Source organism: Streptomyces sp. NPDC059443 (genome assembly GCF_042750105.1).
Lineage (GTDB): Bacteria > Actinomycetota > Actinomycetes > Streptomycetales > Streptomycetaceae > Streptomyces.
The window spans coordinates 26,801-39,502 of sequence record NZ_JBHYVM010000021.1; the positions used below are offsets into that span (position 1 = coordinate 26,801).

Genomic DNA, 12,702 nt, shown 5'->3' on the forward strand with positions numbered 1-12,702 from the left:
CTCATGCGGATCGGCATCATCGGTACCGGGCGGATCGGCTCGACCCTGGCCAGGATCCTGGTGGCGGCGCACCACGAGGTCGTGCTCGCCAACGCCCGGGGGCCGCGGAGCCTCGCACCGCTGGTGGCCGAACTGGGCCCCGCGGCCTCGGCGGCGCACCCCGCCGAGGCCGCGGCATCGGCCGAAGTCCTGGTGCTGATGGTGCCGTTCGACAGCGTCCAGGGGCTGCTGCCCCAGGACGCCGTACGCGACACCGTGCTGGTCGACGCCACCAACGCGTTCAGCGGACCCGGCGCGCCCCGCGATCTGGGCGGGCGGGGCTCCAGCGAGCTCGTCGCCGACTGGTATCCCGGCGTACGGATCGTGAAATCCCTGAACACCATGCATTTCGAGACACTCGCCGTCGCCGGCACCTCGCAGGGCCCGCGTCTGGCCCATTTCACGGCGGGCGACGACGGAAAAGCGAAGGAAATCGTCGCGGGAATCATCACGGATCTCGGATTCGCCCCCGTCGACACCGGCCCGCTGCACTCCGGAGGAATTCTCCAGCAGCCCGGCGGGCCCCTCTTCAACCGGCCGCTCACGGAAGCGCAGGCGCTGGCATGGACCTCACACTGAACGTGAACGGAAGACCCGAGCAGTTCTCGGCCGAGCCGAACGAACTGCTCGTCGAACGGCTCCGCGACGGCCTGGGGCTGACCGGCACCAAGGTCGGCTGCGACACCGGCCAGTGCGGCTCCTGCGTGGTCCGGCTCGACGGCCGGTCCGTCAAGAGCTGCCTGATCCTCACCGCGTCGGCCGCCGGCTCCGCGGTGACCACCATCGAGGGCGTCACCACCCCGGGCGGTGAACTGGACGGCCTCCAGGAGGCCCTGCGCCAGGAGCACGGCACCCAGTGCGGCTTCTGCACCCCCGGCATGGTCATGGCCCTCGGTGAACTCGTCGACAACACCGCCGCCGACCTCGAAGGACCCACCGAGCCCGAGATCCGCGAATGGCTCACCGGCAACCTGTGCCGCTGCACCGGCTACCACAGCGTCGTACGGGGAGTGCAGCGCGCCTGCTCCGCCGCCCGCGCCGCCGGACAGGAGGTGTGAGAACCATGACCACAGTGACGGGGGAAGCACCCCTCCAGGGCAGCGGAGTGCTCGGGCAGCCGCTGGACAGCCGCGAGGACCCGCAGCTCCTGCGCGGGGAAGCCGTGTACGTGGCCGACATCAACCTGCCCGGCACCGCCCACATGGCGATCCTCGGCAGCCCGGTGGCCCACGCGAAGATCCTCTCCATCGAGACCAAGGCCGCCGAGCAGCTGCCCGGCGTGCTCAAGGTGGCCACCGCCGCCGACTTCACCGACGTGATGCCGCTGCCGTGCATCTGGATACCCGGCGGGGTCGAGAGCCACTTCCCGCCCCACCCCTACGGACTTCCCGGCGCCCGCCCGGTGCTGACGGGTGACACCGTGCGCCACGTCGGCGACCCCATCGCCGTGGTCGTCGCCGAGACCCCGCGCCAGGCCACCGCCGCGCTGGCCGCGATCTCCGTCGAGTACGAGCCGCTGCCCGTGGTCACCCGGGCCGACGAGGCCCTCGCCGAAGGCGCGCCCCAGCTGCACGAGGCCGTCCCCGGCAACCTCAACGCGTACTGGACCTGCGGGGACAAGGACCGCACCGACGCGGCCATCGCCGCGGCCGAGGTCACCGTGGAACTGGACCTGGTCAACCAGCGCACCATCAACAGCCCCATAGAGCCGCGCGGTGCGGTCGGCGACTACAACGCCGCCACCGGCGAATACACGCTCTACGCCTCCACCCAGGGGCCGCACAACCACCGCTTCCTGCTCTCCGCGCTGGTCCTCGGCATCCCCTTCAACAAGCTCCGCGTGGTCGCCCCGACCGTGGGCGGCAGCTTCGGCACCAAGGGGTACCTGTACCCCGACATGCCGCTGGTGCTGCTCCTCTCCAAGGCGCTGGGCCGGCCGGTGAAATGGGTGGACACCCGCACCGGGCTGATGAACTCCACCGTCCAGGGCCGCGACCACCGACAGCACGTCACCCTGGCCGGCACCCGCGACGGCCGGATCACCGCCGTACGGGCCACCAGCTACGCCAACCTCGGCGCGTACCCCTCCACGATCGGCCCCGGCGTCGCCACCGCCCTGATGGGCCGGTCCATCAGCGGCATGTACGAGATCGACGCCGCCTTCTGCGAGGTCTACGCCGCCTTCACCAACACCGTCTCGCTCGGCGCCCAGCGCGGCAGCGGCCGCGCCGAGGCCGCGTTCCTGATGGAACGGCTCGTCGACCGGTACGCCTCCGAGATCGGCATGGACCCGGCGGCCGTGCGCCGCAAGAACCTGGTGCCGAAGGAGAAGTTCCCGTACGACAACGGCCTCGGCTGGACCTACGACTCCGGGGACTACCAGCTCAACTTCGACCGGGCGATGGAGCTTTCCGGCTACGCGGACATGTCCGCCCGCAAGACCGAGGCCCGCGCCCGCGGCAAACGGCTCGGCGTCGGCATCGCCTCGTACGTCGCGATCTGCGGGGTCGGCCCCTCCACCCGCATGTCCAAGGAGGGCATGCTGGGCGGTACGTGGGAGAGCGCCAACATCCGCGTCCACCCGACCGGCGAGGTCACCGTCACCGTGGGCTCCGCCTCCACCGGACAGAGCCACGGCACCGTCTTCGCGCAGGTCGCCGCCGACGAGCTCGGCATCGACCCCGCGCAGGTCCAGGTGTACGAGGGGGACACGCTCAAGGCCCCGTACGGCCAGGGCACTTACGGCTCGCGCTCCTACAGCATGGCCGCGCCCGCAATCGCCCTCACCGCCCGGAAGATCAAGGCCAAGCTGATCAAGGCCGGAGCCGTGTTCCTCGGCGTCCCCGAGGACAAGGTCGTCTACGAGGGCGGCAAGGTCCACGAAGAGGGCAACGAGGAGAACGCCAAAACCTTCGCCGAACTGGCGATGGCCATGTGGTACGGCTGGGGACTGCCCCCCGAGATCGAACCGGCCCTCGACGAGACCACCCACTTCGACCCGCCGGACTTCAACTACCCCTTCGGGACGCACGTCGCCGTGGTCGAGATCGACGAACTGACCGGCGAAACCGAGGTGGTGGCCTACACCGCCGTCGACGACGCCGGCAACATCGGCAACCCGAAGGTGGTTCTCGGCCAGATCGAGGGCAGCATCGTGCACGGCCTCGGCCAGGCCCTGATGGAGGCCGCCGAGTACGACGGGAACGGGCTCCTGATCAGCCGCGACCTGGGCCACTACGCCCTGCCGCGCGCCATCGACGCGCCCTTCTTCTCCCTCGGGAAGACGGTCACCCCCTCCCCGCACAACCCGCTGGGGGCCAAGGGTGCGGGCGAGATCGCCACCGTCCCGCCCGCCGCCGCGGTCGTCAACGCCGTCGTCGACGCCCTCTCCGACCTGGGCGTCCAGCACATCGACATGCCGCTCACCCCCGAGAAGGTCTGGCGCCGCATGAGAGGGGAAGCCCAGTGATCCTCACCGAGTTCGACTACGTCCGGCCCGCCGGCCTGGACGAGGCCCTGACCCTGCTCGCCGGCCGCCCCGGAGCCCGGGTGCTGGCCGGCGGACAGAGCCTGCTGCCCGGCCTGCGCGCCGGGGAGGAACGCGCGGCCCTGCTCGTGGACGTACGCCGCCTGGAGGAACTCCGGGGCATCGGGCAGACCGCCGACGGGACCGCCGGGATCCGGATCGGGGCGCTCACCCCCCTCGCGGAACTCGCCGCCCACCCGCTGCTGCTGGCCGAGGCCCCCGAGCTCGCCGCCGCGGCCCGCGCCAACGGCGACCCCCAGGTCCGCAACCTCGGCACCGCCGGCGGGAACCTCGCCGCCGGTGGACGCGCCACCGACCTGCCGGTCGCCGCCATCGCCGCCGGGGCCACCGTCGAACTAGCCGGACCCGGCGGGCCGTTCACCGTCACCGCCGAGGAACTCGCCGCCTCCGGGGTCCCGGCGGGCACCCTCGTCACCGCCCTGCTGGTGCCCGCCGCCGGACGGGCCGGCGCCTTCACGAAGACCGCGGACCGGGCGACCCGCTACCCGGTGTGCGCCACCGCCGTACGGATCACCCCCGACGGGCCGCGCATCGCGGTCGCCGGAGCCACCGCCCGCCCGGTGCGGCTGCGCGGGGTCGAAGACCGGCTGCGCGGAGGCCCGTACACGACGGAGGCCGTGCTCGCGGCCTTCCGCGCCGAGCCCCGGGAGCTGTTCGTCCCGGGACGCGGCACCTCGGCCGAGTACCTCGGCCATCTGGCGGGGGTGCTCACCGCCCGCGCGCTCGCGAGGGCGGCCCAGGCACCCGCCTGACCGTCCACCACGGGGGAGTTGAAGCAGTGGAACCGCGCCCATCGACCACACGGTCCGAACCGACCGCGCCGACCGCGACCGCCACGGGGGTCACCTTGCACCCAGCCGCCGACGCGGCCAGTGCGCCCAGAGGCTCGGGTTTCTGGGTGGTGGGCGCGGTCCTCGTCCTGCTGATGCTCTCCTCCTCCGTCCCGTCCGCCCTCTACGTGCTCTACCAGCAGAAATGGGGCCTGTCCTCCGGCGTGATCACGGTGGTCTTCGCCGTCTACGCCGTCACCGTGCTCGCCGGGCTCCTGCTGTTCGGGTCGCTGTCCGACACCCTCGGCCGGCGGCCCGTGCTCGGCGCCGGGCTGGTCCTCGCCATCGTCTCCATGGGCCTGTTCGCCGGCGCCCGGGGGCTCGGACTGCTGCTCGCGGCCCGCGCCGTACAGGGGCTCGCGGTGGGCCTCGCCACCGGAGCCATGGGCGCCGCCCTGCTGGAACTCGCCCCGCGCTCCCGGCCCGCGCTCGGCGCCCAGGTCAACAGCGCCGGCCCCACCATCGGCATCGGCCTCGGCGGGATCGGCGCCGGGCTCCTGGTCCAGTACGCGCCCGCGCCGACCGTACTGACCTACCTGCTGCTCGTCGGGGCCTTCGCCGTCACCCTGGTCGGCGTCGTGCGGATGCGGGAGAGCGCCCCGGCGGCCCGGGTCGGGCCGGGTGGAGCCGGCGCCGGCCGGGAGCGGGGCCGCCTGCGGGTCGCGCCGCACCGGATCCGGATCCCCGCCGCCGCGCGCGGCCGCTTCGCCGTGCTCATCCTGACCATCGTGGCCGTCTGGTCGGTCGGCGGGTTCTACCTCTCGCTCGGCCCGCACCTGGCCCTCTCCCTGCTCCGGTCCACCAACTACCTGGCCGGCGGAGCCACCGTGGCCCTCCTCGCGGGCGCCGCCACCGCCGCCCAGCTGCTCCTCGGCCGCACGGAGGCCCTGCGCACCGCCGTCATCGGACTGCTCGGCCTGCTGAGCGGTCTGGCCCTGGTCCTGCTCGGCCTCGGACTCGGCTCGGCCCCCGTGTTCCTCGTGGCCACCGCCGTCCTCGGGGCCGGCTGGGGCGCCGCCTTCCTCGGTTCCTTCCGGGCACTCAGCGCCCTCGCCGAACCGGCCCACCGCGGCGAACTGACCGCCGCCGTCTACGTCTTCGCGTACCTCGCGATGAGCGTGCCGGCGGTCCTCGCCGGGCTGTTCACCAACATCCACGGCCTGCACCGGACTTCGGTCGGCTTCATGGCGGCCGTCGCCGCGGTGTGCGCGCTGGCCCTGTTCGCCACCCTGCGGCTGGCCGCCCGCACCCGGTCGGAGGGGAGCACGGTATGAACGACGCCACCGCACGGGACACCACCGCACGGGACACCACCGCACTACGGGCGGCCCTGCACGGGCTGGAGATCTTCGCGGGGCTCACCGGGGAGCAGCTGGACTGGCTGGTCTCGGTCTCCGAACCGCGGGTGCTCGCCGACGGGGAGATCCTCTTCCGGGACGGCGAGGAGGCGACCGGCTTCCACGTCCTGCTCTCCGGCGGGCTCGTGGTGACCAAGGTGGTCGACGGCCGGGAGGAGGTCCTGACCCGGCACTCCACCGAGGAGGAGAGCGCCGCCGCCGACGACCACGACGGCAAACCCGCGGCGGCGCACCGCTTCACCGGCGAACTGCCGCTGCTCACGGACGGGGCGTACGTGGCCACGGCGGCCGCGAGCGGACCGGCCACCACCGTGGTGGCGTACCCCAAGCCCGTCTTCTTCGAGATGCTGACCCGCTGCCACGGGGTGGCCGCCGTACTGATCCCCGTGCTGGCCTGGCGGATCAAGTCCTCGGAGGTCCAGGCCCGCAAACGGGCCACCGTCGAGGCGCTGGGCACCCTGGCCGCGGGCCTCGCGCACGAGCTGAACAACCCCGCCGCCGCCGTCGCCCGCGCCGCGCAGGAACTGGCGCCCGCCCTGGAGCAGCTGACCCGGACCGCCCAGGCCTGGGGATCGGCCGCCACCGGCACGGAGCGCTCCGTATTCGACCGGCTGGCCGACGAGCTGGACAAGGTGGCGCCGCCGGTGGTCAGCGATCCGTTCGCCCAGGCGGACGCCGAGGAGGAGATCGCCGACTGGGCCGAGGAGGCGGGCGCCGAGCGTCCCGGACTGCTCGGCTCGGGGGTCTCCGACCTCGGGCTGGAGCTGGGCTGGCTGCTGGAGCGGCTGGAGGGGGTCGGCGAGCCGGCCCTGCCCGCCGCCCTGGACCATCTCGCGGCCCTCCTGGAGATCCGCTCGCTCGCCGCCGAGCTGCGGGCGGCCGGTCCGCGGATCTCCCAGCTCGTGTCGGCCACCCGGGATTACGCCAATCTCGACCGGGCCCCCGAACAGCGCTTCGCGGTGACCGACGGACTGGAGAACACGCTGGTCGTACTGCGTGCCAAGCTCGCCGGGATCACCATCGTGCGTGCGTACGAACCGGATCTACCCGAACTGACGGGCTATCCCAGCGAGTTGAACCAGGTGTGGACCAACCTGGTCGACAACGCCTCGGCGGCCATGGACGGAGCCGGCACGCTCACCCTGCGTGCCCGGATCGAGGGCGTCTGCATGGTCGTGGAGATCGCCGACACGGGCTCGGGAATCCCGGCGGAATCCCTGCCGAGGATCTTCGAACCCTTCTACACCACCAAGGACGTGGGGAAGGGCACGGGTCTCGGGCTGCACCTCAGCTACCGCATCGTGACCCAGCGCCACCACGGTTCGATCACGGCCCACTCGCGTCCGGGGGAGACCCGGATGACCGTCCGGCTGCCGCTCTCCGGCACCGACCCGGGCTGCGCCGCACCCACCGACCCGTCCAGCGACGGCAGTTCAGACAGTGCCAGTTCGGACAGCGGCAGTTCCCGCCCCAGTTGAACGAATGGAGTCGACATGACCAAGTACGACATCGCCACACTGCACCCGGTGTTCGTCCGTCAGATGGAGGCGCTGGCCGCGCTGGACATCGAGGCGGTGATGAAGAACTACACCGAGGACGCCGTGCTGTTGCGCTTCGAGGGCGTCTCGGTCGGCATCGAAGCGGTGCGCGAGACCTTCACCGGCTACCTGACGGTGAAGCCCACCCTCGTGGAACTGCAGGAATACATCGAGACCGAGGACACGATCTTCTACCGGGCGATCATGAACCTGAACGGTGAACCGGAGCACGCGTTCGGGACGCTCGTGGTCCGCGATGGCCGGATCTGGCGGCAGACGGCGGGATTCGGCGGCTGACGCCCGATATCTGGGTAGCGTGTGCGGGGAGGGCGGGGCAGAGTCCTCCCCGTGCGCGTGAGACCGTGTGCGCGGTGCGGCCGAAGGGGAGGTCATGGAACAGGAAACAAACAGGGTCGAGGCATTCAGCGACGGCGTATTCGCCATCGTGGTCACGATTCTGGTGCTGGAATTGAAGGTTCCGGAGGGTCGGGGCAGCGAGCTCTGGCACGGGCTCCTGGAACAGTGGCCGCACTATGCGGCGTACGTCGTGAGCTTCCTGATCATCGGCGTCATGTGGGTCAACCACCACACCATCTTCAGCCACCTGAAGCGCGTCGACCGGCCCCTGTTGTTCCTGAATCTCCTGGTGCTCATGGTGGTATCGGTGATTCCGTACACCACCAACATCCTCGCCGAACACCTCATGGACGGGGATTCGGCCAACGTGGCCGCGGTTCTCTACAGCGTCTGGACCGTGGTCTACGCCCTCGCCTTCCTCGCTTTCTGGTGGTACGTCACCCAGGTCGGGCACCTTTTCCACGAAGCGGTGGACAAAGAAGGCGCCCGCGCGACCCGGTTGAGATTCGGACTCGGCGCGATCGCATACCCCTTGACCGTCGTCCTGTCCTTCTTCTCCGCTCCGCTCACTCTCGTCGCACACTTCCTGATCGCGCTCTATTATGCGGCGAACCAGATCCCCATCCCCCTCGTGGTAGAGGAAGAGCGGCTCGAAACTGCCAGCGACCTCAGGAAGTAGCCGCAGGGGCCTACGGCCGTTCTCCACGGTCAAGTAGGGTATTGGATCTAGCTGGTCGCGGGGGAGGCCCAGATGGCTCGCGTAGTCCTGCCGGAGGAATCCACCAGGGAAATCTCCGAATTGATCGACGTACTGATCTCGCTCTTCTTCGAATCATTACCCCGGCGGGACCAGCGAAACTGGGCCCGCGTATATCTGAACGGCCTCGTGCGGACCAGCGGAAAGAAAACAATCCGTAACATCGCCGGAACGGGGGCCAGTTCCGTCGAGCAGAGCCTCCAGCAGTTCATCAGCAAATCCCCCTGGGACTGGACCCCCGTCCGCCGTTCCCTGGCCCAGCACCTCGAACGCACCGCCCAGCGCCCGCTGGCCTGGGTGGTCCGGCCGATGGTCATCGAGAAGGCCGGCGACCGCTCGGTCGGCGTCGGCCGCCAGTTCGTCCCCCAGCTCGGCCGCACCGCCAACTGCCAGCAGGCCAGCGGGATCTGGCTCGCATCCAGCGAAGCCGGATTCCCCGTCGAATGGACCCTCACCCTCCCCGGGCCCTGGACGGCCGAACTCCTGCGCCGCCGCAGGGCCGGCATCCCCGATACCGCCCGCTCGCTCACCCCCGCCCAGGACGCGGTACACGCGGTCCAGCGGATGGCCGCCACCTGGCAACTCCAGCGCAGGCCCGTGGTGATGGAGGTCTCCAACACCGAACTCCCGCAGTGCGTCGAATCCTTCGCGCTCCAGGACATCCCGTTCGTATTCAAAGTGGACGGCACCCTGCCCGTCTCCTTCGGCGGGGCCGGCCGGCACAAACCCGGGCCGCACACCGCGCCCGCCCGCGAACTCATCGACTCCCTGCGCTCCCAGCGCCGCGTCGTCGAATGGACCCGGCACGGCCGTGCCGAGGGGGCGGTGACCCTGCTGACCTCGGCCGCCATCTTCGCCACCCCCGGCGAGGACCGGCTCCTCAGCGTGCCGCCCACCCCGCTGCTGCTGGTCGGAGCGTGGACCGAAGCGGCCCTGCTGCCCTCGGAGTTCTGGATCACCAACATCGGGGACCGGCCGCTCGCGCAGCTGTTCCTGCTCGCCAAGCTCACCGACCGGGTCGCGCTGGACTTCGCCGAGGTGTGCGAACCCGCCGGCATCCGGGACTTCGAAGGCCGCTCCTTCCGGGGCTGGCACCACCACGCCACCCTCGCCAGCGTCGCCCACGCCGCGATGCTGCTGGGCCAGCGCGGACGGGGCACCTTCCCGCCGAAACCTGAGCCGTACCCCGGCCCGGCCCGTGCCGCCGGCACCGCGCGCGCCGCCGCCCACGCGGCCCCGCCCCCGGTGTTCCCGCCGAGACCGGTCATCCCCGGGCAGAGCCCGCGCCGCGAATACATCCGCTGATGCTCGACATCGCCGCGGAGCTACGCGCGTGGTACGCCTCCGGCCGGGACTTCGCGGTGGCCACGGTGGTCGCCGTCAGCGGCAGCGCGCCGCGCGGACCGGGCGCCTCACTGGCCGTGGACGCCGAGGGCACCGCGCTGGGGTCCCTCTCCGGGGGCTGCGTGGAGTCCGCCGTCCACGAGATGTGCCTGGAGGCCATGGCCTCCGGCGAAGGCGGCGTGCACCGCTTCGGATACAGCGACGACGACGCCTTCGCGGTCGGGCTGACCTGCGGGGGGATCCTCGACGTCCTGATCACCCCGGTCCGCCGGGACGACCCCGTGCGGCCCGTCATCGGTGCGGTGCTCGACGCCGCCGGCTGCGGGACCCGCAGCGCGCTGGGCCGGGTGGTCTGCGGCCCGCCCGGGCAGCTGGGCCGGGCGCTGGCCGTGCACGCCGACGGCTCCTACGAGGGCTGCCTGGGCGGGGGCGCCGAGCTGAACGAGGCCGCCGCCGCGCGGGTGGGGGCCCTGCTCGCGGCCGGGCGCACCGGCACCGCCGAGCTGGGCACGGCGGGCGGGCTGTGCGGGCAGCCGCTGACCCTGCTGGTCGAGTCGGCCGCCGAACCGCCCCGGCTGCTCGTCTACGGGGCCATCGACTTCGCCGCCGCCCTCACCCGGATCGGGGCCTTCCTGGGCCACCGGGTCACGGTGTGCGACGCCCGGCCGGTCTTCGTCACGGCCGCCCGGTTCCCCGAAGCCGACGAGGTGGTCGTGGACTGGCCGCACCGGCACCTCGCGGCGGAGTGGGAGGCGGGCCGGCTGGATGCCCGTACGGCGGTGTGCGTCCTGACGCACGACGCCAAGTTCGACATCCCGCTGCTGACGCTCGCGCTGCGGCTGCCCGTGGGATACGTGGGGGCGATGGGATCGCGGCGCACCCACGCCGAGCGGACCGCGCGGCTGCGCGCGGAGGGTCTGCCGGCGGCCGCGCTGGCCAGGCTCCGGTCACCGATCGGTCTGGACCTCGGCGGGGGGACCCCCGAGGAGACGGCCCTGGCCATCGCCGCCGAGTTCACGGCGGTGCGGTACGGGAGGGAAGGAACGATTCTCCCGCTCACGCGGCGCCGGGGCCCGGTCCACCGGCCGATGACCCCACCGGCCCCACCGGCCCCACCGGCCCCACCGGCCCCACCGGCCCCGCCGCCCCGTGTCCAGACGGCCGCCGCCGTCCGCGGCAGGTCCGAAGTTCCGTAGGACAGGTCCGAAGTCCCGTAGGAAACGACCATCCGGATCAAAATGTCCTGGACGATCGCCCCGGGCGGTGTGAACGCCAGGTCGTGGGAGAATGAAGTACGTGCGTTCCTCGGCTGCCCTGTCGGGGTTACCTCCGATCGACTGGGATGTTCAGCACGTGCGTTTCCTCAATGACCTGAAGCCGCCGTACGACCTGACGTACGACGATGTATTCATGGTGCCGAGCCGCTCCGCGGTCGGTTCCCGCCAGGGCGTCGACCTCTCGGCGCCCGACGGCACCGGCACCACCATTCCGCTGGTCGTGGCCAACATGACCGCCATCGCCGGCCGCCGGATGGCCGAGACGGTCGCCCGCCGCGGCGGCATCGTCGTCATCCCGCAGGACATCCCGATCGAGATCGTCACCGACGTCATCTCCTGGGTGAAGACGCGCCACCTCGTGCTCGACACCCCGATCACGCTGGCGCCCACCCAGACCGTCGCCGACGCGCTGTCCCTGCTCCCCAAGCGGGCCCACGGCGCCGGTGTCGTCGTCGACGCCGACGGCCGCCCGGTCGGCGTGGTCACCGACCACGACCTGACCGGCGTGGACCGCTTCACGCAGCTCTCCGAGGTCATGTCGAAGGAGCTCCTGCTCCTCGACGCCGACATCGACCCCCGCGAGGCGTTCAACAAGCTCGACGCCGGCCACCGCAAGCTGGCCCCCGCCGTCGACAAGGACGGCAAGCTCGTCGGCATCCTCACCCGCAAGGCCGCGCTGCGCGCGACCCTGTACACCCCCGCCACCGACGCGAACGGCAAGCTGCGCATCGCCGCCGCCGTGGGCATCAACGGCGACTTCGTCTCCAAGGCCAAGCAGCTGCTCGACGCGGGCGTGGACACGCTCGTCATCGACACCGCGCACGGCCACCAGGAATCGATGATCAGCGCGATCAAGGCCGTCCGCGCCCTCGACCCGCAGGTCCCGATCGTCGCCGGCAACATCGTCGCCGCCGAGGGCGTCAAGGACCTGATCGACGCCGGCGCCGACATCATCAAGGTCGGTGTGGGCCCCGGCGCCATGTGCACCACCCGCATGATGACCGGCGTGGGCCGCCCGCAGTTCTCCGCGGTGCTGGAGTGCGCGGCCGAGGCCAAGAAGTACGGCAAGCACGTGTGGGCCGACGGCGGCGTCCGCCACCCGCGCGACGTGGCGATGGCGCTGGCCGCCGGTGCGTCGAACGTCATGATCGGCTCCTGGTTCGCCGGTACGTACGAGTCCCCGGGCGACCTCCAGCAGTCGGCCGACGGCCGCCTGTACAAGGAGTCCTTCGGCATGGCCTCCGCGCGCGCCGTGCAGAACCGCACCTCGGAGGAGTCCGCGTACGACCGTGCGCGCAAGGGCCTCTTCGAGGAGGGCATCTCCACCTCCCGGATGTTCCTGGACCCGGCCCGTCCGGGCGTCGAGGACCTGATCGACTCGATCATCGCGGGCGTCCGTTCCTCCTGCACCTACGCCGGTGCCGCCTCCCTCGCGGAGTTCGAGGAGAAGGCCGTCGTCGGCATCCAGTCCGCGGCGGGCTACGCCGAGGGCAAGCCGCTGCACGCCAGCTGGAGCTAGTAGCCAGTAGCCGCTCTTCCCGTGGCCCCCCCCCCCCCCCCCCCCCGCGGGGGGGGGGCCCGCCGCGGGGGGGGGCGCGCCCCCCCCCCCCCCCCCCCGCGCCGCGCCGGGTGAAAAAAAAACAGCCCCCCCCCCC

The 12,702-nt window shown here is 71.9% G+C and carries 11 protein-coding genes; all 11 read left to right on the plus strand.

The genetic code is table 11. The features are described 5' to 3' along the window. Positions 1 to 3: 3 nt before the first annotated feature. The 11 genes from ACFXDJ_RS20860 (at position 4) to ACFXDJ_RS20910 (ending at position 12,566) form a co-directional block, all read left to right on the plus strand. Positions 4 to 618, plus strand: a complete 615-nt coding sequence (locus ACFXDJ_RS20860; protein ID WP_384849874.1) for an NADPH-dependent F420 reductase — start codon at positions 4 to 6, stop codon at positions 616 to 618. Beyond that, complete coding sequence (locus tag ACFXDJ_RS20865; protein WP_384661543.1) at positions 603 to 1,097, plus strand: (2Fe-2S)-binding protein; 495 nt, start codon at positions 603 to 605, stop codon at positions 1,095 to 1,097. Before ACFXDJ_RS20860 ends, ACFXDJ_RS20865 begins: the two co-directional genes overlap by 16 nt. 5 nt (positions 1,098 to 1,102) lie before the next feature. Next, complete coding sequence (locus tag ACFXDJ_RS20870) at positions 1,103 to 3,508, plus strand: xanthine dehydrogenase family protein molybdopterin-binding subunit (protein ID WP_384661546.1); 2,406 nt, start codon at positions 1,103 to 1,105, stop codon at positions 3,506 to 3,508. Then, the gene (locus ACFXDJ_RS20875) at positions 3,505 to 4,338 is read left to right on the plus strand and encodes an FAD binding domain-containing protein (protein ID WP_384661549.1); all 834 of its coding nucleotides are present in this window, start codon (positions 3,505 to 3,507) and stop codon (positions 4,336 to 4,338) included. The genes ACFXDJ_RS20870 and ACFXDJ_RS20875 overlap by 4 nt, the downstream gene beginning before the upstream one ends. Before the next feature lie 95 nt (positions 4,339 to 4,433). Then, a complete protein-coding gene (locus tag ACFXDJ_RS20880; RefSeq protein ID WP_384661552.1) occupies positions 4,434 to 5,690 on the plus strand; it encodes an MFS transporter in 1,257 nt (418 codons plus the stop codon). Then, positions 5,687 to 7,252, plus strand: coding sequence for an ATP-binding protein (locus tag ACFXDJ_RS20885; RefSeq protein WP_384661555.1), 1,566 nt, complete (start codon positions 5,687 to 5,689; stop codon positions 7,250 to 7,252). The genes ACFXDJ_RS20880 and ACFXDJ_RS20885 overlap by 4 nt, the downstream gene beginning before the upstream one ends. 15 nt (positions 7,253 to 7,267) lie before the next feature. Further along, positions 7,268 to 7,609 carry a nuclear transport factor 2 family protein gene (locus tag ACFXDJ_RS20890; protein WP_384661558.1) on the plus strand — a complete coding sequence of 114 codons (342 nt, stop codon included), beginning with the start codon at positions 7,268 to 7,270 and terminating at the stop codon, positions 7,607 to 7,609. A 94-nt stretch (positions 7,610 to 7,703) separates the two neighbouring features. Continuing rightward, positions 7,704 to 8,348, plus strand: coding sequence for a TMEM175 family protein (locus ACFXDJ_RS20895; RefSeq protein ID WP_384661561.1), 645 nt, complete (start codon positions 7,704 to 7,706; stop codon positions 8,346 to 8,348). A 72-nt stretch (positions 8,349 to 8,420) separates the two neighbouring features. Then, a complete protein-coding gene (locus ACFXDJ_RS20900; RefSeq protein ID WP_384661564.1) occupies positions 8,421 to 9,731 on the plus strand; it encodes an IS701 family transposase in 1,311 nt (436 codons plus the stop codon). Beyond that, positions 9,731 to 10,966, plus strand: coding sequence for an XdhC family protein (locus ACFXDJ_RS20905; protein WP_384849877.1), 1,236 nt, complete (start codon positions 9,731 to 9,733; stop codon positions 10,964 to 10,966). Before ACFXDJ_RS20900 ends, ACFXDJ_RS20905 begins: the two co-directional genes overlap by 1 nt. 157 nt (positions 10,967 to 11,123) lie before the next feature. Then, on the plus strand, positions 11,124 to 12,566 hold the full coding sequence (locus tag ACFXDJ_RS20910) for a GuaB1 family IMP dehydrogenase-related protein (protein WP_384849880.1): 1,443 nt from the start codon (positions 11,124 to 11,126) through the stop codon (positions 12,564 to 12,566). The last annotated feature ends 136 nt before the right edge of the window (positions 12,567 to 12,702 follow it).